The following is a 24,941-nucleotide window of genomic DNA, read 5'->3' as shown; positions in this document are numbered from 1 at the left end:
CTGAACAACCAGGTAAAGCAATATGTTGGTCCTTCGAGGCGCTCCCGCACTATCAGAGTTTCACCAAACTAAACTGATTGCAAAGCTGGGTCAATCCGGCATTAAGGTGAAAAACCTATATAGCGAATATATTCACCTTATCGATTCAGAAGGTGAACTCTCGCAGCAGCAATTAGAAATACTTAAAAAGCTGCTTACCTACGGGCCTGCCCGACAAACCCAAACGCCAACTGGCAATCTCTTCGTGGTAACACCCCGACCAGGCACCATCTCTCCTTGGTCTACCAAAGCAACTGATATCGCAAACAATTGTAGTCTGAACACGATTAATCGTATAGAGCGAGGCTGTGCTTTTTATATAGAAGCAGCGCAACCGCTTAGCGATGCTGACTATAGTCTTCTTGCTGCCCACTTGCATGATCGCATGACGGAAACTGTTTTTCCTGATACAGCAGCGGCAGAAGTATTGTTTGCACATACTAAGGCGAAAACCTTTACATCAGTAGCGATACTCGAAGATGGCAAGCAAGCGCTTGTGGATGCCAATATTCAACTTGGTTTAGCACTGGCTGATGATGAAATAGAGTATTTATTCGAAAGCTTTACGCGTTTGGCGCGCAATCCTACCGACGTAGAGCTTTACATGTTTGCGCAAGCGAACTCTGAACATTGCCGCCATAAGATTTTCAACGCCAGTTGGACCATCGACGGTCAAGAGCAAGAAAAATCCTTGTTCAAAATGATCAAGAACACATTTGAAGTGTTACCCGATCATGTTTATTCGGCCTATAAAGACAACGCTGCTGTTATGTCTGGATGGGAAGCAGGGCGTTTCTTCCCGAACCCACAAACTCATCAATATGAATACCATCATGAGAATATCGATATTCTGATGAAGGTAGAAACCCATAACCACCCAACCGCTATTTCACCTTTCCCAGGTGCGGCAACAGGCTCAGGTGGTGAAATTCGTGATGAAGGTGCTACCGGTCGTGGTTCTAAGCCAAAAGCAGGTTTGGGTGGTTTTAGTGTGTCTAACTTACGTATTCCAGGGTTAGAACAGCCGTGGGAAAAAGACTACGGTAAACCACAACGTATCGTGAGCGCGTTAGATATTATGCTAGATGGCCCACTAGGTGGCGCTGCATTTAATAATGAATTTGGTCGTCCGAATTTGCTTGGTTATTTCCGTACCTACGAGCAAGAAGTGAATAGCTTTAATGGCGTTGAAGTACGTGGTTACCACAAGCCTATTATGCTTGCTGGTGGCTTAGGTAATATTCGCCGTGAGCATATTGAAAAAGGCGAAATTACCGTAGGTGCCAAACTTATCGTACTTGGCGGCCCTGCAATGAACATTGGCCTTGGTGGGGGCGCAGCTTCTTCCATGGCATCAGGTCAGTCAAATGAAGATTTAGACTTTGCTTCGGTACAGCGTGAAAACCCAGAAATGGAGCGTCGTTGCCAAGAAGTTATTGATGCGTGCTGGCAGTTAGGTGATAACAATCCTATCCAGTTTATTCACGATGTGGGCGCGGGTGGTTTATCGAACGCGCTGCCTGAATTAGTTAACGATGGCGGACGTGGCGGTAAGTTTGAACTGCGTAATGTATTATCTGACGAACCAGGTATGACACCACTAGAATTATGGTGTAACGAATCACAAGAACGTTACGTGATGTCAGTAGCACCAGAAAACATGCCGGTGTTTGAGGCGATTTGCGCCCGTGAACGCGCACCTTACGTTGTAGTAGGGGAAGCCACTGCTGAACAAGAATTGAATGTAAACGACAGCCAATTCGATAACCAGCCTATAGACATGCCCCTTGATGTGTTACTTGGCAAACCGCCTAAAATGCATCGCGATGTGACAAGTAAACCATTAGAAACCACAAGCTTTAATGAAAGCGACATTACATTGGCCGATGCGGCATCACGTATATTGTCGCTACCTACTGTGGCGGAAAAAACTTTCCTTATTACTATTGGCGATCGCTCGGTAACAGGTTTGGTTAACCGAGATCAAATGGTTGGCCCTTGGCAAGTACCTGTAGCCGATGTGGCGGTTACCGCCACTGCTTTTGATACCTACCACGGTGAAGCCATGGCGATGGGTGAAAGAACCCCCGTTGCCTTGTTATCTCATGGTGCGTCAGCGCGTTTAGCCGTAGGTGAAGCGTTAACCAATATTGCCGCAGCGAACATTGGCGATTTAACCCGTATTAAGCTTTCAGCAAACTGGATGGCAGCGGCAGGTCACCCTGGTGAAGACGCTGGGTTGTATGAAGCGGTAAAGGCCGTGGGTGAAGAGCTTTGTCCTGAATTGGGATTAACCATTCCGGTAGGCAAAGACTCCATGTCGATGAAAACTGCATGGCAAGAGGAAGGCGAAGATAAAGCGGTAACATCACCGTTATCGTTAGTGATTTCTGCTTTCGGTGCAGTAAAAGATATTCGTAAAACGGTCACACCAGAGCTTCGCACCGATAAGGGTGACAGCCAACTATTACTCATCGATTTAGGTGAAGGCAAAAACCGCCTTGGCGCGAGTTGTCTTTCACAAGTGTACGAGCAATTAGGTGATGCTCCTGCAGATGTGGTTTGTGCGCAACGTTTGAAAGCCTTCTTCAATGCGGTACAAACGCTAATAGAGAAACAACTGGTAGTGGCTTACCACGACCGTTCTGATGGTGGACTATTCACCACGGTAGCTGAAATGGCCTTTGCCGGTAAAACCGGTGTAAGTGTTGCGCTAGACGGCATTTCAGGTTCAGAAGCGAGTTCAGACTTATCTGTGTTGTTTAACGAAGAGCTTGGTGGCGTACTTCAAGTGTTAGACAAAGACATAGAGGAGATTAATGCGGTACTCGCGTCTTTCGATTTAACGGATATTAGTCATTACATCGGTACGTTAAATACCACCGACACCATTGAATTTACCCGTGACAACGTGGCAGTGCTAAACGATAGCCGCGTAGCCATGCGTACCACGTGGGCCCAAACCACTTTGGCAATGCAAAAACTTCGCGATAACCCAGTATGTGCTGAACAAGAACATGCCGCTAAGCAAGATGCTGCCGATCCAGGTTTACATGCTGCGCTAACCTATAACGTAAATGAAGATATTGCTGCGCCATATATCGCGAAAGGTGTGCAGCCTAAAGTCGCCATCTTACGTGAACAAGGCGTAAACTCGCACCTTGAAATGGCTGCTGCATTTAATCGCGCTGGTTTTAACGCTGTTGATGTACACATGAGCGATATCTTAGCCGGTAAAGTCACTCTTGATGACTTCGCCGGTTTAGCTGCTTGTGGTGGTTTTTCTTACGGTGATGTACTTGGAGCCGGTGAAGGGTGGGCGAAATCAATCTTGTTCAACGAGCTTGCACGGGATCAATTCGCTGCCTTCTTCGACCGTAACAGTACCTTTAGTTTAGGGGTTTGTAACGGTTGCCAAATGCTGTCTAACTTGAAGTCACTTATTCCTGGTACTGAACATTGGCCGCACTTTGTTGCTAACCAATCGGCACGTTTCGAAGCCCGTGTAGCCATGGTAGAAGTGACTAAATCTGCCTCTGTGTTGTTGCAAGACATGGCCGGTTCACGCATGCCAATTGCTGTATCACACGGTGAAGGGCAAGCAGAGTTTGCAAGCGACAGCGCGCTTTCGTCTGTAGCATCGCAAGTGGCACTTCGTTATGTTGATAACTACGGCCAACCTACTATGCAATACCCAGCTAACCCGAATGGTTCGCCTGAAGGTATCACTGGGCTAACCTCTAGTGATGGACGAAGCACCATAATGATGCCGCACCCTGAGCGCGTGTTCAGAGCGGTGGCAAACTCATGGCGTCCAGACGATTGGCAAGAAGATGGTGCGTGGATGCGCATCTTTAGAAATGCCCGTCGTTTTGTAGGATAAAAACGCGCTTAAGCTTAGTAGAGGTAAGATGTTCTTATCTCTACTTTTTACTTAAATGAGCGTAAAGCGTGTCAATAGATTGGCAAAGTGTCAAAAAATTGTACTGAGGGCTTGTCTTCGATAAGTCACTGATCTATTGTAGTGCAATGCAGGGATTGCAGACAGGTTACAGGAGTTTGTTTTAAGGGTTGTACCAACAAAAAATATTGTTGGTGTTGATAACAAGAGACGACGAATGAATCGTTCATCAAAAGGGTTTGGCTTAACCGGAGTAGCCATAGCGGTTGTGCTGATGTTTGTTACTGCTGTTTTCAGCAGTTCAGCTAAATCTGCCGACGTTACTTCAACGCTAGTTGTGCAGTCTTCAGTTAAGTAGTCTGAAAGTGAAATTCTAACGCCAGTATCTGTGTTCAGATACTGGCGTTAATCACTCAGCTTTACCAATTCATTTTACCTATCTTGCGCTATTAGCCTTTTCTATTTTTCTCTCTGTTGATCAATTTCTGATCGGGATGTTTCTTCAACAATACATACGTAGCTGCAAACCCACCGTGCATAGGCTGCGCTGTGTGGTAGGCAATGACCTCTTCTAACTCAAGCAACCAGTGATTAACAAAGCTTTTCTTGTAAGCAGGAAAAGGTTTACTCTCTTCGCCCTTGCCGTGCTTAATCAATAATGCCCTTACACCCCGTTTATGTGAGTCGGTTATCGCTTTGTATAGTGCATCTCTACTTTGCTCAATCGTCATGCCACTGAGAGAAAGGGTTTCTTCTAATGGGTATTTACCCATGCGTAATTTTTTGAACACACCATCTTGAATACCCGGTTGTTGGAACAAAATGAAATCGTCAGGCTTTACCGGTGTTATCCCTTCTAAGCTTAGCGGGCTTTTCAGCTTTTCCCGTTCACTGCGTTGACGCGCAGCACGCCGCTTTTTTTCAGCTATCGCATTCTCTGTATCATGCAGCAATGCTTTGTTTGAAGGTTTAATAGGTTTTACATCTTGCATCTCTGCAAAGAATGAATGTAAATCATCATTGGTTTCAATATCAGTCATAATTTTCTCCCACACTCAGCGAAGCGTTACTGCCATGAATGTATTCGCTACGCCAATACTACTTTATAACGTTGGCCTGAGTGAGCACTGTCTTACTAAGAAATGAATATGGGGCTGTTTGTTTGATTTTCTACGCTCATATTTCATGGGCTGATCCTAATATCGCATCATTTTAAAAGCTGAAGTCGAGGTCGTTGTTTGCATTGTTAGCGAATGAATCTTATACGTAGCAACTTTAGCGATGGGTTACTATTAGCGGAAGTGGCTTAAATCAACAAGGTCTAGGTGCTAGATTTTGTTGGAAGGGGGAGGAGAATGATCACACTAGGGCATGGCGATAGAGCCTCAGTTGCTTATTATGGAACGACATTTTAGATACCTAGTTAGGTAGCTTATGGGGAATAACTTATGGGGAATAACTCCAGGAAAGGCTGAACGCAACACGATTAATCTTGCTAACTACTGAAGTCGGAGTTAGCCAAGATGGCGTCCCCAGCTGGAATCGAACCAACATCTAAGCCTTAGGAGGGCCTTGTTTTATCCATTAAACTATGGGGACCTAACGTTGTGATAAACTATTATACGTAGTTCCGTTAAATACGAAACCTTTTGATTAATCAATGAGGTGCCGAAGGTTTCCTTGGTATAGGTTTAACATTTACCTGCTTGTTCGTTGTATAGAATAATTAGACGTTGTAAGCGGTGAGTTTCGCAGCTCTCTAAATAAAAAAAGGCCCTGATACATCTGTATCAGGGCCTTTATCGTTAAGCCTCTTTTACATTAAATATCCGTTGTTGGGAATTTATCGATTGCTGTTTTTAGCACATCTGACTCCGTTGGAGTCGCAATGCCAATACTGCCGTCACTCTCTTTAGAAGTATCACCAGACACCTGCCCAGACTCAGCTACCGATGTGCTATCGCTTTCAGAATCAGAAGGAATAGACTCTATCGACGGTAGAATCAAATCTTCTGGTGGAAGCTCAAGATCTACGGTATCAATCGTTACTTCGGTTTCCAGCCCGATGGTAACAATATCGTTTTCCTCTGGAAGGGTAATTATATCTTCCGGCAATGTGCTCTCAGATGTCACCACTTGAGAATCAGTGTTTAACTCGACGGTTTGTTCAGACTGCCCACTAAATTCAATAACGTTAGGCGCTTTGGGTTCATCAGTAGCTTCCGTTTCTGAGCTTTGTGATGCACTTACCGACTCCGATGAACTATTTGCCATAGTTTCAGCTGAGTTACTTGTTTCTGCTACTGGTACACCTTCGCCAGATGCCGTCACAAATACGTTAAACTCAGCCTGTTCGACAGTACCATCTGGATACTCAATACGGTAAGTAAAGGTATCTGTTAAGGTTCCACTAAATACGGCTTGCGTATTGTCCGGGGTATAAGTGTACGCGCCCGTTTCGTCAATTTGCAGCGTGCCGTAATCACCCACTAACGTAATGCCGCCCGTTGGGTCTTGGAACGTTGTTCCATCAGTAGAGAGGGTTACGTCGTACGTTGAACCAAACAGTACATCGTTTTCGAACAGGTTGCCGATCGCGGTTTGAATTTCTTCAACAACAAATTGATCTAAGAAGTGAACTGTTGAGCTTAAATCGACACTAACGCCACCAAGAGCACTGGCTGCTCCTGTGTCCACGTCCATTGTCACTCGGTACTCACCTTCCGTTAGACCATAAGAAGTAAATACACCATTACCGTCGAGGCCTAATAAACCTATCAACTGATCGCTGGAAAATGTCTCTACAACTTCCCACGTGCCGTTGTTATTTCGTTCAATGAATAGATCGAGTCCTGAGCCGAGAGAGAGCAGATCACCGCCATCTACGGTGAGAGTGATATCTTGGACGGTATTTTCGGCAACGATAATGCTATTACTTACTGTATCTACATTAGAAGGTATAACAATAGTCACACCGAAGAGCTCAACCCCTAGAGTCCATTCATAGGTAAGAGCATCTGGCTCTGACACTCCAGCCGCAGTGGCAAAATCATAGATCAGCTCTGCCCGCGCCGAGTCCGCAGATACCCCTTGTCCTGATAGGTTGAAGTTTAAGTTTGCGGTAGAGGTGTTAGTACCATCTGAAATGGTGTAGCTGAAACTATCTGTACTACCCAAGCCATCGCGCACGCCGTTGGCTACATAGGTGTAGCTACCGTCTTCAAATATAGTTAAATCGCCATAGTCACCCTCAATGGTAATGCCAGATAAACCAGTACCTAATACGGTCACCGTCTCACCATTGGTAGGGGTAACTTGCGTCACTACGCCGCCCTCGGCAATACTATCGGCCACATCGCCTGTGTTAGCGGCATCGATAACATTACCCGATGTTGTCGTGCTTCCTTCAAACGCGTATTCAGTGAGCGTTGACGTTATATCGGTAGATTGTAGTAAAGTGAGCGTATTGCTTAGTAATGCTGCCGCAACCGCGTCTAATACGGTATCTGCCAGTGTACCCAGCCCTAATAGATTAAGTCCTGTGGTAATGGTACTCACTAAGTCGCCTGCGCCTATGGTATCTGCTGCGCCTAAAGCTGGTTCCAGAATGAAATTGCGTACAACTGTACCTAAACCAAGCCCATTTAATACGCTGGCGTTAGTGCCGTTTAGTGCGGCCTCAAGGGCAGTTAGTACCACCTCTTGGTTTTCTTCACCAAGAACCACGCCGCCATCACCTAATTCCGTTAATGTAATGGAACCGTCGCTATCTTGATCAAATAAGGTTTCAAGGGCGCTTTCGTCGTTGCGAACAACCACGGTGTAATCACCGGCAGGTAGCCCTGAGAATTTTGCTACAAGGGTGTCATCGCCGGTTAGTCCGATAAGGTTTATACCCACCGCATCACCTATTAACGGGTTGTCCGGCGTCATTGCTGTTGCGACCACGTTGCCATCTGCATCAATAATATCAACACGATACGCATCGGCTACGGCAACCAGCGCTGTTTGGCTGACCTCTACAACCACTTCACCAAAGAAACCCGCGTCAACGGTAAGCGTTGTGCTAGCCTCTGGCGAACCCGCCGCAGGTGAACCTTCGGCTAAGCCAATGACTTGGAAGTCGCTGTCGGTGACTGGGGCGTTCACAATGGCGGTTTGTGCGCCCAGCTCCATATCATTGTTATCGGTTTGGGCTACTACTGGTGGGAAGTCGCTACCAGATATGGAGATGGTAAGTGCCGCAATATCAGAGGTTTCACCGTCTGATAAGGTGTAGTTAAACACTTCGTCTTTGCCAATTGCGCTGCGGTCGCCGTCGGTGGTATAGGTGTACGTACCGTCTGCAGCAATTTCTAGTACACCATAATTACCTTGAATAGTAACTGTACCTGTAGCAGGAACAGCAACGCTATCACCAGATGCATTGGTAACAAGCGTCACTTGCGCGCCGTCTAAGATAGTGTCTGCGCCCACGCCACTTAAATCACCATTAATCAGGTTACCTTGCGCCACTAAATCACCCGAATAAGTGTATTCCGTTAACGTGGTGGTAATGTCAGTGTCTTGTAAAAGGGTTAAGGTATTGCTAAGCAACGCATCGGCAACAACACTTAAAATGTCATCAAAGAAGCCAGTTAAGCCAATTGCATCAAGAGGGGCGGTAAGTAAATTAACAAGCTGGCCTGCGCCAATGACTGTAGTCGTATCCAGAAGTGTCTCTAGTACTCCCCTTACTTGCGTGCCAACCGTATCAAGTGGAATACCTAAAACGTCGGTATTTAACGTGGTTTCAATAGTATCAAGAACGACTGCTTGATTATCGGGCCCAAGTACAACGCCAGCTGTACCAAGTTCATCAAGGTCAACATCGTTACTATTGTCGTTGTCCAATAAGTCTTCAAGTAAGTTCTCATCATTGCGGACCACCACACTGTAGTTGCCAGCATCAAGGCCTGCTAACGTGAACGAAATGGTCTCGTCGCCGGTAACATCAAAAATGTCTAGGCCACCGACATCGGCAAGTTGTGAATCTGCGCTTACTCCTTTGTAAACAAGCTGACCGCTCTCGTCATACACCTCAACAATGTAGGCATCGGCAACAGCAACCAGTGCTATTTGGTCAACCTCTACTAATACTTCACCCACATGGTTAGGGGAAACGGTAAAGGATGCACTTGCATCGACACCACCTGTAGACTCAGCCAAGCCGATAACATCTACGTTGCTGGTGGTCTCTGGTGGGTTCACCGTCACCACAGGCTCACCCATATCAACGGCGTTGCCGTCGTTTATGGCATCAAGCGCTTGTACAACTACGTTTTGACTAGCGGTACTCGCAGTATTTCCTGCCTCATCAGTGACGGTTGCCACTACGGCATAGGTACCCGCAGGTAACGTTGTGCCAGTTAAATCCAGGCTCCAGTTGCCGCTGCCATCAATAGTAAGTTCAGGGTCAGTGCCAAAGGTATAGGACGTGCCATCAACGGTAACAGTTAGGGTAGTATTGTCACCAAGGTCCACCGTTCCATTAAAGATAAGCGTGCTATCGCTCGTTATAAAGTCTCCAGCCACCCCAGAGTCGTTTGAAATACTATCGAACGTCACCGTTTGGCCATTATTGTTTTCATCAATACTGGTATCGATAACAATTGAACCTGTAGCTGAGTCAGAATTACCTACAGCATCTGTAGCGGTAACCGTTGCCGTATAATTACCTTCAGCGAGTAATGCGACAATATTGTCAGCTAATGTCCAGGTACCGTTACCATTATTGGTAGCGGTGTAGTCATTCCCGTCAATAGTGACCACCACAACCGCGTTCGGGTCGTTCACCGTACCAGTAAGCGCTGGCGTGGGGTCGTCGGTGGTCAGATCGTTAATGGCCACCGTAGGCGCGGTGGTATCAATTACCACCGTGCCCGTGTTGGTTACCGTGTTACCCGCGGCATCCGTTGCAGTCACTGACGTTGGGTAACTACCTTCAGCTAACGAGGCAACTGCATCATCGGCTAGTGTCCAAGTACCGTTACCGTTATTAGTAGCGGTGTAGTCATTGCCGTCAATCGTCACCACTACAATCGCATTCGGGTCGTTCACCGTACCGGTAAGTTCCGGGGTAGTGTCGTTAGTAGTAAGATCGTTAATGGCTACCGTAGGCGCGGTGGTATCAATTACCACCGTGCCCGTGTTGGTTACCGTGTTACCCGCGGCATCCGTTGCAGTCACTGACGTTGGGTAACTACCTTCAGCTAACGAGGCAACTGCATCATCGGCTAGTGTCCAAGTACCGTTACCGTTATTAGTAGCGGTGTAGTCGTTGCCGTCAATGGTCACCACTACAATCGCATTCGGGTCGTTCACTGTACCGGTAAGCTCTGGTGTGGTGTCGTTGGTGGTTAGATCGTTAATGGCTACCGTAGGTGCAGTGGTATCAATTACTACAGTACCTGTGTCGGTATCGGTATTACCCGCATCGTCAGTTGCAGTAACAGATGTTGGATAACTACCTTCCGCGAGTGTAGCAACTACGTCATCGGCCAGCGTCCAGGTACCGTTACCATTATTGGTAGCGATGTAGTCAACGCCGTCGATGGTTATTACTACAGTAGCCGTTGCGTCATCAACTGTACCCGTTAGTACAGGCGTAGTGTCGTTGGTCGTTACATCATTAATGGTTACTACAGGTGCCACTGCGTCTACCGTATCAGACGCAGGTGCGCTGGTATTGCCAGCGTCATCTGTGGCGGTTGCTGAAACTACAACGCCATCTGCCAATGGTGTATCTGGCGTAATACTCCAATTACCGTCGCCATCAGCGACAACGGTGAAATCAGGTGTGCCGTCACCGTCTACATCAACACTAACTAACGCACCTGCTTCGGCAGTGCCTGTGATCTCAGTGCCGTTACCGGCATCAACTGTGGGGGCTGTAGGTACAGTGGTATCAATCACTACTGTGCCTGTATTGGTGCTGACGTTACCGTCAGGGTCGGTTGCAGCAACGGTGGCGGTATAGCTGCCTTCCGCCAATGTGGCTACTGCGTCGTCAGCTAGCGTCCACGTGCCGTTACCGTTATTAGTGGCGGTGTAATCATTCCCGTCGATGGTGACCACAACGGTAGCTGACGCGTCATCAACTGTACCCGTTAGTGCAGGCGTAGTGTCGTTTGTCGATACATCATTAATGGTTACTACAGGTGCCACTGCGTCTACCGTATCAGACGCAGGTGCGCTGGTATTGCCAGCGTCATCTGTGGCTGTTGCTGAAACTACAACGCCATCTGCCAATGGTGTATCTGGCGTAATACTCCAATTGCCGTCTCCATCAGCGACAACGGTGAAATCAGGTGTGCCGTCGCCGTCTACATCTACATTTACCGTTGCGCCCGCTTCGGCTGTGCCGGTAATTTCAGTGCCGTTGCCCGCTTCCACGGTAGGTGCCGCTGGTGCTGTAGTATCAATTACCACTGTGCCCGTGTTGGTGCTGACGTTACCCTCTGGGTCGGTTGCAGTAACGGTGGCGGTATAGCTGCCTTCCGCCAATGTGGCTACTGCGTCGTCAGCTAGCGTCCACGTGCCGTTACCGTTATTAGTGGCGGGGTAGTCAATACCGTTAATGGTAACGACTACCGTAGCGGTATCATCGTCAACTGTGCCTGTCAGTGCAGGTGTTGTGTCGTTGGTGGTCAAATCATTAATTGCCACTACCGGTGCTATAGCGTCAACCGTATCAGACGCAGGTGCGCTGGTATTGCCAGCGTCATCTGTGGCGGTTGCTGAAACTACAACGCCATCTGCTAATGGTGTATCTGGCGTTACGCTCCAGTTACCATCACCATCGGCAGTCACGGTGTAATCAGGCGTGCCGTCGCCGTCCACATCTATATTTACAGTTGCGCCAGCCTCTGCAGTGCCTGTAATCTCAGTGCCGTTACCGGCATCAACTGTGGGGGCTGTAGGTACAGTGGTATCAATCACTACTGTGCCTGTATTGGTGCTGACGTTACCGTCAGGGTCGGTTGCAGCAACGGTGGCGGTATAGCTGCCTTCCGCCAATGTGGCTACTGCGTCGTCAGCTAGCGTCCACGTGCCGTTACCGTTATTAGTGGCGGTGTAATCATTCCCGTCGATGGTGACCACAACGGTAGCTGACGCGTCATCAACCGAACCCGTTAATGCCGGCGTAGTGTCGTTGGTGGTGACATCATTGATGGTCACCACAGGTGCTACGGCGTCTACTGTGTCAGATGCAGGTGCGCTGGTATTGCCAGCGTCATCTGTGGCGGTTGCTGAAACTACAACGCCATCTGCCAATGGTGTATCAGGCGTAATACTCCAATTGCCGTCGCCATCAGCGACAACGGTGAAATCAGGTGTGCCGTCGCCGTCTACATCAACGCTAACTAACGCACCTGCTTCCGCAGTGCCTGTGATCTCGGTGCCATTACCGGCATCAACTGTGGGGGCTATAGGTACAGTGGTATCAATCACTACTGTGCCTGTATTTGTACCAACATTACCCTCTGGGTCGGTTGCAGTAACGGTTGCGGTATAGCTACCTTCTGCAAGAGCCGCCACTGCATCGTTGGTCAGTGTCCAAGTGCCATCACCGTTATTGGTGGCGGTATAATCCACATCATTGATGGTAACAACCACCGTGGCTGTTGGGTCGTCAATCGAACCAGTAAGCGCCGGTGTAGTGTCGTTAGTTGTTAAATCATTAAAGGCTACGACTGGCGCTGCCGCATCAACCGTATCTGAGGCTGGATTGCTAATGTTACCCGCCACGTCAGTCGCCGTTGCTGTCACTACAACGCCATCGGCGAGGGGTGTATCAGGCGTAATACTCCAATTGCCATCTCCATCAGCAGTGACGGTGAAATCTGGGATACCATCACCGTCTACATCAACATTGACCTCGCTGCCTGCTTCGGCGGTACCGGTAATTTCGGTGCCGTTGCCCGCATCCACAGTTGGTATTGCAGGTGGTGTAGTATCAATAACTACAGTACCTGAATTTGCACCTACATTACCATCGGCATCAGTGGCAGTAACGGTTGCGGTATAGCTACCTTCAGCAAGAGCAGCCACGGCATCGTCAGCCAGCGTCCAGCTTCCATCACCATTGTTAGACGCGGTGTAGTCCACACCATCGATAGTGACTACTACGATAGCGCTTGGATCATCAACCGTACCGATTAACTCTGGCGTAGTATCATTAGTGGTTAGGTCACTGATGGCAACCACTGGCGCAACAGCGTCTACCGTATCTGACGCTGGTGCACTGACATTGCCTGCTTCATCAGTGGCGGTAGCCGTCACTACCACACCATCGGCAAGCGATGTAGCTGGCGTGACTGACCAGTTGCCATCGCCATCCGCGATAACGGTGAAATCTGTCGTACCGTCGCCATCTACGTCTACACTCACGGTTGCGCCTGCTTCTGCGGTACCTGAAATTTCATTGCCATTACCTACATCGACAGTAGGTGCTGCAGGTACAGTGGTATCAATCACTACTGTGCCTGTATTGGTGCTGACGTTACCGTCAGGGTCGGTTGCAGTAACGGTGGCGGTATAGCTACCTTCAGCAAGAGCAGCCACGGCATCGTCAGCCAGCGTCCACGTGCCATTACCGTTGTTGGTGGCGGGGTAGTCAATACCGTTAATGGTAACGACCACCGTGGCGGTTGGGTCGTCCACCGAGCCAGTAAGTGCAGGTGTGGTATCGTTAGTCGTTAAGTCATTGAAGGCAACCACTGGCGCAACAGCGTCTACCGTGTCAGATGCTGGACCACTAGTATTGCCTGCTTCATCGATAGCCGTTGCCGTTACAACCACACCATCTGTTAGCGGCGTAGTGGGTGTTACTGACCAATTTCCATCGCCATCAGCGGTAACCGTAAAATCAGGTGTGCCATCGCCGTCAACGTCTACGTTTACGACAGCTCCCGCTTCGGCAGTACCGGTAATTTCAGTACCATTGCCAGCATCAACAGTGGGTGCCGCAGGCGCAGTGGTATCGATAATTCCGCCATTTTCGTTTGCGGTTGCCGTATTGCCCGCACCATCTGTCGCCGTTGCAGTGACAGAATAATTACCTTCAGATAAGGCTGCTGGCATATCTACAGAAAAGGTACCATTGGCTTGAACGGTTGCGTCAAACGTTTGCGTGTTGCCAGCATTATCGGTAACGCTGATGGATACCGTGCTGCCTGGAGGGATATCTGTAGTTCCGGAAATGGTTGGGGTTGTGTCGTTTCCTGTACCAAGCGGATCCAAGGTTAGGTTCGGCACCGCCAGATTAATATTTCCGCTAGTAGTATCAGACGCTGAGTTTCCAGCTGCATCGGTGGCGGTAGCGGTAACATCGAAGTTTCCGTCTGTCATTGCATTGGGCACGTCTGCGCTGAAATTACCGTTGCTATCGACAATAGCCGTAAATGTCTGCTCAGCGCCTGCGCTGTCAGAAACGGTAATGGTCACTAAACTGCCTGCGCTTAAATCGGTGCTGCCGGTGATCGTGGGCGTGGTATCGTTGCCTGTGCCTTGTGCATCTAGGGTAATGGTTGGGGCGGTTGTATCTACGCTGCCGTTTGTTTCAGTAGCAGTACTCTCATTGCCGGCTGAGTCTTGGGCAACCGCCGTGACGGTATAGCCTCCCTCAGCCATAGGGGCAGGCACATCGGCTGAGTAACTGCCATCTACCTGAACGGTTGCATCGAAGGTCTGGCTTACGCCTGCGTTATCTGTAACCGTAATAGTCACCGTTGCGCCAGCAGGCAGGTCACTATTACCCGATATAGTCGGCGTTGTGTCATTCTCTGAGTCTAGTGCGTCTAATGATAGGGTAGGGGCTGTTGTATCAATAACGCCCGTATTGTCTACAACATTGGTGCTATTACCTGCATCATCACTCGCGGTGGCCTCAACGCTGTAAGCCCCTTCTGCTAAAGGCACAGGCACATCCACCGTAAAGTCTCCATTTACATCAACAGTCGCTGTGATGGTTTGAACATTTCCTGCGTTGTCAGTTACCACAAGGGTAACTTCACTACCTTGCGCTAGGTTAGTGCTACCAGACAGAGTCGGCGTCGTGTCGTTGCCTTCCTCAAGTGGGGTTAACGTCAACAACGGCGGTGTAGTGTCTATGTTTCCAGTATCACTCGCTGTCGCTGTATTGCCTGCATCATCGTCGATTGCAGCGCTTACCGTGAAGTCGCCTTCAGCTAAATTGGTACCCGGGGATATAGAGAAGGACCCATCGGCCTGTACGACTGCACTTAAGGTCTGGGTCGCACCAGCACTATCGGTTACCAAAATGGTGATTACAGAGCCTGCAGGTTCATCGGTTGAGCCTGTAATAAGCGGAGTAGCGTCGTTAGTGGTATCTGCAACATCTATAGTCAGTGTAGGTACAAGTGTATCAACTACGCCTGCTTCATTATCTGTTGTACTGTTCCCTGCTGTATCGGTGGCGGTTACTGAGACAGTGAAACTGCCTTCAGCCATCGCTGCTGGCACGTCAGTGGAGAACACGCCACCCGTGGTAACCAGTGCGTTAAACACCTGGGTATTGCCTGCGTTATCAACAACGGTTATTTGAACTGTAGAGCCTTGCGGTAAATCTACGGTACCGCTAATGGTTGGTGTTGAATCACCTACCGTGCCAGGTTCGTCCAGCGTGATAACGGGGGATAGGGTGTCTATTACGCCTGTTTCAGCGTCGGAGGCTGTATTGCCAGCCTCATCAACAACCGTTGCTTGAACCGTGTAGTTACCCTCCGCCAAAGTGACAGGTACGTCTACACTAAAGGAGCCGTCGCTTTGCACCGTTGCTGACAAGGTTTGTACATTTCCAGCATCGTCCGTCACTGTAATAGAAACCGTGCTTCCAACAGGTTGATCTGCGGTACCGCTAATTGTTGGCGTTGCATCATTGCCAATTCCCAGTTCTGTCACATCAATAGTCGGTGAAGTGGTATCTATCACACCGCCAGTTTCGGAATCAGAGCCTGTATTACCCGCGCTGTCATCTACCTCAGCGACAACAGTGTAGCTACCTTCGGCCAAATCAGTAGGTACGCTTGCACTGAAGGTACCGTCGCCTTGTACGGCTGTAGTAAAGGTTTGAACTGCTCCAGCATTATCTGTCACTGTTAAGGTGATGGTGGCACCAACTGGGGCGTTAGTTGTGCCTGAGATGAGAGGGGTCGCGTCGTTTGTTTGACCAAGGGCATCTAGCGTAATGTCCGGGGCGCTAGCATTAATATTGCCGCTACCAGTTACTGTCGTGCTATTGCCCGCAGTATCGCTGGCACTGGCTGACACATTGTAGTCGCCGTCAGCAAGCGCGCCAGGTACTTCAACAGAGAAAGCGCCATCCGCGTTAACCGTAGCGGTAAGATTTTGTACATTGCCACCAGCATCGGTGACAACCAACGTTATAGTCGCACCTTCTGGTAGGTCGGTGGTACCACCTAATATTGGCGTTGCGTCGTTGCCGCTTGCCACCGGGTCTAAGTTGATAACAGGTGGGGTGGTGTCAATAACACCGTTGTTATCAATCGCTGTGTTTTGATTACCTGCATCATCAGTCGCCGTCACTTCTACGGTGTAATCGCCTTGTGCTAGGTCAACCGGCACATCAGCGCTAAAGCTACCGTTCGCTTGAACTGTGGCGGTGAAGGTTTGCGTATTGCCTAGGCTGTCAGTCACGCTAATGTTTACTGTGTTGCCCGCAGATAAGTCGGTAGTTCCCGAGATAGTCGGCGTAGCGTCGTTAGTCAGGTCTAGTGCGTCTAGCGTTATCGTTGGCGCTGCTGTGTCTATGACACCGCTGTTATCTATTGCCGTTGCAGAATTACCCGCATCGTCAGTAGCAGTAACGGTTGCGCTGAAACTGCCTTCAGCTAAATCGGCGGGAACATCAGCACTGTAAGTGCCATCGTTTAGCACTGTGGCTGTGAATGTCTGGGTGTTTCCAGCGTTGTCTGTCACGCTTATGCTTACCGTATCGCCAGCATTGAGGTCTGTGGTGCCAGAGATAGACGGTGTTGCATCATTACCAAGCCCTTGTGCATCAATGGTGATTGATGGGGCCGTTGTATCTATGTTACCCCCATTTTCAGTTACCGATGCACTGTTGCCTGCGCCGTCTGTGGCTGTAGCAGTAACAGAATAGTCACCTTCAGATAAGCCTGCAGGTACATCAGCAGTAAAGCCACCATCACCTTGTACTGTGGCGGTGAATGTTTGCGTGTTTCCAGCGCTGTCAGTCACGATTAGCGTTACCGTGCTACCTGGTGCTATATCGGTATTACCTAAAATAGTCGGCGTGGTGTCGTTATCTGCTCCTAATGGTTCAAGCGATAAGGTCGGCGCCGCTGAGTTTATATCGCCACTTACTGTATCTGTAGCGGTATTACCCGCTGCATCAGTCGCAGTTGCAGTAACGTCAAAGTTTCCATCAGCCATAGGGTTAGGCACATCTGCACTGAAGTCGCCGTTATCATCTACGGTTGCAGTAAACGATTGCTCAGTGCCAGTGTTATCAGTGACTGTGATAGTCACTGTGCTTCCTGCGTCCAAGTCTGTACTACCGCTAATAGTTGGCGTGGTATCGTTTCCAGTGCCAAATGGATCTAGGGTAATTACTGGCGCTGTGGTATCTACGCTACCACCAGTTTCAGAAGCAGAACCTTGGTTGCCCGCCGGGTCTTGAGCCGTTGCGGTGACCGTATAGTCACCTTCAGCTAAGGGTGAAGGTACATTGGCTGCAAAACTGCCGTCGGTTTGTACCGTTGCCGCAAAGGTTTGCGTGTTACCTGCACTGTCGACGACTGTCAGTGTAACAATTGCGCCAGCCGGAAGGTTTGTGAGACCGGAAATGGTTGGCGTTAGATTATTTTCTGGCGCTAATTCATCTAGGTTTAGCTCAGGTGGCGTTGTGTCGATATTCCCCGAATTATCGAGTATCGAAGTACTATTGCCTGCTTCATCAGTGGCTGTAGCTTCAACACTATACGAGCCTTCAGCCAGTGCCGCGGGTAGGTCCACCGTAAAGTTTCCTGCAGCATCAACCGTTGCCGTGACCGTTTGAATGTTGCCTGTACTATCCGTGATAACTAAGGATACAACGCTACCTTCAGCTAGATCTGTGCTACCCGACATGGTTGGTGTTGTGTCATTGCCTAGCCCTTGAGGGTCTAACGTTAAGGTAGGCGCTGTGGTGTCAATGGTGCCCGCTGCACTGGCTGTCGAACTGTTGCCTGCCTCATCCTTAGCTGTTGCGGTTACGGTATAGTCACCTTCGGTTAGCGCAACTGGCACATCCACACTGAAGTTGCCGTTTGCATCAACCGTTGCCGTAACGGTTTGGGTATTTCCTGCATTGTCGGTAATCGAAAGCGTAACGCTCTCACCTGCTGCCAAGTCGGTAGTGCCCGAAATGGTAGGCGAAGTATCGTTATTTGAACCCAGCGTATCTAGCGAGATAACAGGGGCGACGGTATCGACGACACCGTTATTATCAGTGACAGAAGCACTATTGCCACTGCTGTCAGTGGCGGTAGCCGTTACTGAGTAATCGCCCTCGGCAAGTGGCGCGGGAACATCAGCACTGAAATTACCGCTTGCATCAACCAGTGCTGTAAAGGTTTGCGTGTTGCCTGCACTGTCAATGACGGAAAGCGTAACGGTTGAACCCGCGGGTAGGTCAGTCGTACCTGATAGGGTTGGAATAGTATCGCTAACCGTAACTTGAGCCTCTAGCGTTAGTGCAGGAGCGCTGGAATCTAGCGTACCGGTATCAGAGGTGGTGGTTGTATTGCCTGCATCGTCTGAGGCACTTGCTGTTACCGTGTAGCTGCCATCCGGTATAGCGTTTGGAACATCCGCGCTGAAGTCACCATTCGCATCCACAATGGCGTCAAAGGTTTGTGTATTGCCTGCGCTATCAGTAACAGTTAATGTTACCGTGCTTCCCGGTGCTAAATCAGTGTTGCCCGATATGTTAGGCGTTTCATCGTTGCCTGTACCTTGCGGATTTAGCGTAAGCACAGGGGCAGTGGTGTCAATATTGCCACCATCTTCAGATGTGGTTGTTGAGTTACCAGCATCATCTGTTGCAGTAACTTCTACGCTATAGTCGCCTTCAGGCAGTGGAGACAATGCCTCTGTAGCAAAGTTGCCATCGGCATCAACCAATGCGTTAATGGTTTGTGTGTCGCCATTACTGTCAGTTATGTTGATCACAACAACAGCGCCTTCGGGTAAATCTGTATTACCTGAAATAACCGGCGTTGTGTCATTACCTGAGTTTAACGGATTAACGTTGACAACAGGCACTTGCGTATCAATGTTTCCATTTGCCTCGTTTGCCGTTGCGGTGTTGCCTTGCGCATCGCTTACTGTTGCCGTAACGGTAAAGTCGCCTTCAGCTAATGCTGCAGGCACATCGGCGCTAAATGTTCCGTCTGCTTGTACTGCGGCTTGGAAACTTTGCGAGTCACCAGTGGCGTCAACTACCGTAATAGTGACAAGAGTGCCAGGGGCTACATCGGTAGTTCCTGAGATAGTAGGGGTTACGTCGCTGGTAGAGACTTGCGTGTCAAGCGCTAGCAGCGGCGCTTGGCTGTCTACATTGCCTGTTGTATTGGCATTTGCGGTATTGCCTGCACTGTCAGTTGCACTGGCGGTAACAGTAAAGTCGCCGTCAGCTACTGCGTTTGGCACATCTACACTAAAGCTACCATTTGCATCGACCAAGGCATTGACAGTTTGTGTATTTCCAGCGCTATCAGTTACGACAAGCGTGACTGTGCTTCCTCCTGGAAGGTCAGTGGTGCCTGAAAGCGTAGGGGTCGTGTCACCCGTGCTTCCCGGGTTTTCAAGGGTTAGCGCTGGCGCAGTAGTATCAATGGTGCCGCCATTATCGGTCACCGTTGTGGTATTGCCATCACTGTCAGTTGCGCTGGCGGTAACTGTGTAAGCGCCATCAGCGAGTGGGACGTTTACATCTGCATTGAAGGTGCCGCCGGTGTCTACTGTCGCGGTAATAGTTTGCGAGTTACCTGCGCTATCCGTTACGGTTAACGTTATCGTACTACCTTCAGGTAAGCTGCTGGAACCAGAAATAGTGGGCGAGCTATCATTCGTCTCGCCTTGTCCATCTAGCACTAATGTAGGTGAATTGGTGTTAATGTTACCGGTTGCGTTATCTGAAGCTTCATTGCCTGCTTCGTCCTCAGCCGTGGCAGTAACAGTAAAGTCTCCATCAGCCAGTTCTTGTGGTACGTCGACAGAGAAGTTGCCGTTTGCATCGACCAAGGTATTGATAGTTTGCGTGTTACCTGCGCTATCGGTGACGGCCAGTGTAACCGTACTACCTTGTGGTAAATCAGTCGTGCCACTAATTAATGGCGTGGTATCGTTGCCAATGTCTTGTGGATCAAGCGATAGCGTTGGTGCTGCGGTATCAATATTGCCCTGTGTTGACGCAGAGTCTTGATTACCCGCATCGTCATTGACTGTTGCGGTGATGGTAAAGTTGCCGTCGGCAAGCTCTGCTGGTACATCGACTGAGAAGGTCCCATCGTTTCCGACTACAGCAACAAAGGTTTGCGTATTTCCTGCACTGTCTGTAACTGTGATTGATACGTTGTTACCAGGTGCCTGGTCTGTGTTACCAGAAATGGTTGGCGTAGCATCATTAGTGCTGCCTTGAGCATCTAAGTTAACTAGGGGGGACGTAATATCAATATTACCGCCGGTTTCCGTTGCTGTTGCCGAATTGCCGTTTGCATCGGTTGCCGTAGCAGTAACGCTATATTCACCTTCCGCTAACGGGTTAGGCACATCAACACTGAAGTTACCCGAACCGTCGACAGTAGCCGTAAATGTTTGTGTATTGCCAAGCGCATCAGTAACACTCATTGTTACAGTGCTGCCAGTGGGCAAATCGGTAGTACCCGAAATGGTAGGAGTGGTGTCGTTGTCATCCCCTAGTGGGTCAAGCGTTAAGTTTGGCGAATTGGTATCCACACTGCCTGTTTGTGCCGTTGAAGCACTATTGCCCGCTGCATCGGTTGCTGTTGCTTCAACTGTGTAGTCGCCGTCAGCGAGCTCAGCAGGAACGTCTGCACTAAATTCGCCGTTAGTGTCTACTGTGGCGGGAAAGGTTTGGCTGTTTCCTGCACTGTCGGTAACGGTAAGTGTAACTGTGCTGCCCGCTTCTAAATTCGTTGAACCGCTAATCGAAGGTGTCGTGTCGTTACTCGTGCCAAGTGGTTCTAGTGCAATGGTAGGTGCTTGGGTATCGATGTTACCGCCATCTTCAGTAACGATAGTCGTATTACCTGCATCATCTGTAGCACTGGCTTCTACGGTATACTCACCCTCAGTAAGCGGCGTTTGCACGTCGACGCTGAAATTACCGCCATCATTAACGATTGCATCGATGGTTTGTGTGTTGTCCGCGCTGTCGGTAACCACAATAGTTACCGTTGAACCAGGCGGTAAATCGGTAGTACCAGAAATCGTTGGCGTGGTGTCGCTGCCGTCAGTTTGTGGGTCTAGAGATAGCGGTGGCGCGGTAGTGTCTATATTGCCACTGTTGTCGACAGCGGAAGTTGTATTACCCGCTGCATCAGTTGCTTCGACAGAGACCTCATAGTTGCCCTCTGCTAGCGCTTCATCCACATCGGCGCTGAAACTTTCATTTTCATCAACAACGGCGGTGACGGTCTGCGCATTACCCTGACTATCGGTGACGGTAATAACGACCTCGCTACCCGCTGGTAAATCTGTATTACCCGAGATAGTAGGTGTTGTGTCGTTAGCATCAGTTTGCGGATCGATATTCACAACCGGTGGGGTGGTATCAAGTACAGTGGTGGCCGTGGCAGTTGAGCTATTACCACTTTCGTCTGCCACCGTCACTTCAATGTCGTATTCATCCTCTTCAGCGCCTGGAGGAAAGGCTACATTAAAGTTGCCATTCTCATCTGTTGTACCTGTTATTGTCTGGCTGTTGCCGTCGCTATCGGTGATAACAACCACTACCTCTGAGTTAGGTGCGTCTGATGAGCCCCCGATGCCCTCACTACCGTTGGTAGGAGAACCGGTTTCAATAACGATATTCGGGCCTTGGGTGTTGATAACCGCATCGATAGACGTTGAACAGGTATTGGCCGCTACATCAGACACAGTAGCGGTTACAGTAAAGTCACCGTTTGCGAGTGCTTGCGGAACTTCAGCACTAAAGCTACCGTCTTCTTGCACAATTGCAGTAATGGTTTGCGTAGTGCCGTCTGAGTGTACGATATCTAGCGTTACCACCGCACCTGGTTCTGCATCAGTGTCGCCATTTATCACTGGCGTGTCATCATTAGTTGAACCAATGGGTTCAAGGCTGATCACCGGCGCTGTGGTGTCTATTTCACCGGTTACTGTGGTGGTAGAACTATTACCTGCTGGTGTCGTAACAGTAACGTCAACCGTGTACTCACCTTCGCTAAGCTCCGCTGGTACATCTTCGTTGAATGTGCCGTCTGCGCCTACAGTGGTAACTATTGTTTGTTCGTTACCCTCGCTATCTGTAACAACAATAACGACTTCACTGCCAGGAGGCGCATCAGTCTCACCAGACACGTTGGGCGTTGTGTCGTTCGTTGGCGCAGGTTGGTTCACGGTCGTCGAAGGACTCGTAGAATCGTAATCACCGCTTGCTGTTGCCTGCGCTGTGTTACCCGCACCATCGGTTACCTCGACAGTCACGCTGTATGTACCCTCAGCCACCGCATTTGGAACTTCAACAGTAAAAGTTCCATCGGCTAGTACGGTGGTAGAGAAGGTTTGAGTAACGCCTGCACTATCTGTAACGCTTAGTGTGATTGTGCTTCCTGGCACCGCATCGGTTAAACCAGAAAGTGTGGGTGTAGCATCGCCATTTATTCCAGGATCGTTCAATGAGATAGTTGGCGCAGTCACGTCGATAGCGCCTTGTGCTTCGACACTAGCCGTATTTCCTGCTTCATCTGTTACGCTGGCGTTAACCGTAAATTCACCTTCAGCTAATTCAGCCGGTACGTCTGCGCTGTAAGTGCCGTCTGGTTGAACAATGGCAGTCACGGTTTGCGTATTGCCCGCGCTATCGGTAATGGTTAACGTAACCGTGCTGCCTGGTGTGGCATCGGTTGTACCTGAAAGCGTAGGCGTGGTGTCGTTGCCAGTGCCAGTGCCAGTGCCTTGCGCATCTAACGTAATATCGGGTGCGGTAGTATCAATTTCACCGGTATTGGCATCGGTGGCTGTATTGCCTGCCGCATCGGTAACAGTGGCTTCAACGGAATATTCACCTTCTGCTAATTCAACAGGCACATCTACAGAGAAGGTACCGTCAGCTTGCACGGTGGTGGTAAGCGTCTGTACGTTACCCGCACTGTCTGTCACCGTTAGGGTCACTGTCGAACCCGGCGCAGCATCAGTAGTACCTGAAAGCGTAGGCGTCGTGTCGTTGTCAGTGCCTTGTGCATCTAAGGAAATTACCGGTGCGGTAGTATCAATTTCGCCGGTATTGGCATCGGTGGCGGTATTGCCTGCGGCGTCGGTAACGCTGGCTTCAACGGAATATTCACCTTCTGCTAATTCAACAGGCACATCTACAGAGAAGGTACCGTCAGCTTGCACGGTGGTGGTAAGCGTTTGTACGTTACCCGCACTGTCTGTCACCGTTAGGGTCACTGTCGAACCCGGCGCAGCATCAGTAGTACCTGAAAGCGTAGGCGTAGTGTCGTTGTCAGTGCCTTGTGCATCTAAGGAAATTGCTGGTGCAGTCGTATCAATTTCACCGGTATTGGCATCGGTTGCAGTATTGCCTGCGGCATCGGTAACGCTGGCTTCAACGGAATATTCACCTTCTGCTAATTCAACAGGCACATCCACAGAGAAGGTACCGTCAGCTTGCACGGTGGTGGTAAGCGTTTGTACGTTACCCGCACTGTCTGTCACCGTTAGCGTAACGGTAGAACCCGGCGCAGCATCAGTAGTACCTGAAAGCGTAGGCGTCGTGTCGTTGTCAGTGCCTTGTGCATCTAAGGAAATTACCGGTGCGGTAGTATCAATTTCACCAGTATTTGCATCGGTGGCAGTATTGCCTGCCGCATCCGTAACCGTAGCTTCAACAGAATATTCACCTTCCGCTAATTCCACAGGCACATCTACAGAGAAGGTACCGTCAGCTTGCACGGTGGTGGTAAGCGTTTGTACGTTACCCGCACTGTCTGTCACCGTTAGGGTCACGGTAGAACCCGGCGTTGCGTCAGTGGTACCCGATATCGTCGGGGTAGAATCGTTATCAAGAGGCGTTGCGTTGAGTGTTATGGTAATGTCTGTGGCTTCGTCACCGCCGTCACCAAACTGTTCTGACGTTAGTTCTTCGTTACCGTTAGCGCCTTGCTCAAATTCAAAAGCGACAGGGTCTACAGTTTCGTTGATTCTATCTACTCGAACAAAGTTACTCCCTCCTGCACCGCCGCCACCATCTAAACCAGCAGCGGTTGCTTCTAACGACTCTAAAATATCGTCATCGCCAGCAAGTACGTCTAAAAAGTCTTGGTCGAGGTCTTGGCTATCTCCAGTTTGATCAAGCAAGGCATTAAGATCTTCAACACTTTCGTCAAAAACAGCGAATTCGTCATCGCTGTCAAAATCTGAAAAGTCTAATTGAAGAGGGAAGGTAACTGTTTGACCAGCAGGTAATTCTTTAATAATTCCGTCTACGCTGACGCGTACTGTACTACCATCGGGGATAATTAGGCTGTCGCCTTCAGATAAGACTGTATTTTCACTAGCAGCAAATTGCTCATTCGTCTTAGAGCGTTCTACCAATACTTCACCGTTTACTTCTACCACAATTACATTGGCCATTTCGGTCCCTTTTTAAATAGCACTAACACTTTTTACTTAAGCCTAGCAGCGAAAATAAAATTGGTTACCG

The 24,941-nt window shown here is 49.3% G+C and carries 4 protein-coding genes and 1 tRNA gene; 2 read left to right on the top strand and 3 right to left on the bottom strand.

From position 1 onward, the window contains the following. Window positions 1-22: 22 nt before the first annotated feature. Together purL and AMBT_RS22710 are read left to right on the top strand one after the other, a co-directional pair. On the top strand, window positions 23-3,922 hold the full coding sequence (gene purL / locus AMBT_RS13385) for a phosphoribosylformylglycinamidine synthase (RefSeq protein ID WP_013785167.1): 3,900 nt from the start codon (window positions 23-25) through the stop codon (window positions 3,920-3,922). Between the two features lie 235 nt (window positions 3,923-4,157). After that, on the top strand, window positions 4,158-4,298 hold the full coding sequence (locus tag AMBT_RS22710; protein WP_013785166.1) for a hypothetical protein: 141 nt from the start codon (window positions 4,158-4,160) through the stop codon (window positions 4,296-4,298). 91 nt (window positions 4,299-4,389) lie between these two features. Here the strand turns inward: AMBT_RS22710 and smrA are convergent, their stop codons facing one another. From smrA to AMBT_RS13370, 3 genes are all read right to left on the bottom strand, one after another. After that, entirely contained in the window at window positions 4,390-4,980 is a 591-nt protein-coding gene (gene smrA / locus AMBT_RS13380; protein WP_013785165.1) for a DNA endonuclease SmrA, read from the bottom strand. Window positions 4,981-5,464: 484 nt separating this feature from the next. Next, window positions 5,465-5,539 (bottom strand) — tRNA-Arg (locus tag AMBT_RS13375). A gap of 222 nt (window positions 5,540-5,761) precedes the next feature. Next, window positions 5,762-24,871, bottom strand: coding sequence for a BapA/Bap/LapF family large adhesin (locus AMBT_RS13370; protein ID WP_013785164.1), 19,110 nt, complete (start codon window positions 24,869-24,871; stop codon window positions 5,762-5,764). Window positions 24,872-24,941: the final 70 nt, after the last annotated feature.

The sequence above is a fragment of the Alteromonas naphthalenivorans genome (assembly GCF_000213655.1).
GTDB lineage: Bacteria > Pseudomonadota > Gammaproteobacteria > Enterobacterales > Alteromonadaceae > Alteromonas > Alteromonas naphthalenivorans.
Note: the sequence above shows the minus strand (reverse complement) of the source record. Positions and strands in the feature narration are given on the sequence as shown.

Excerpts from the sequence above, each read along its gene's own strand:
- purL (WP_013785167.1), top strand. The coding sequence starts at position 23 with ATGTTGGTCCTTCGAGGCGCTCCCGCACTATCAGAGTTTCACCAAACT.
- AMBT_RS22710 (WP_013785166.1), top strand. The coding sequence starts at position 4,158 with ATGAATCGTTCATCAAAAGGGTTTGGCTTAACCGGAGTAGCCATAGCG.
- smrA (WP_013785165.1), bottom strand. The coding sequence starts at position 4,980 with ATGACTGATATTGAAACCAATGATGATTTACATTCATTCTTTGCAGAG.
- AMBT_RS13370 (WP_013785164.1), bottom strand. The coding sequence starts at position 24,871 with ATGGCCAATGTAATTGTGGTAGAAGTAAACGGTGAAGTATTGGTAGAA.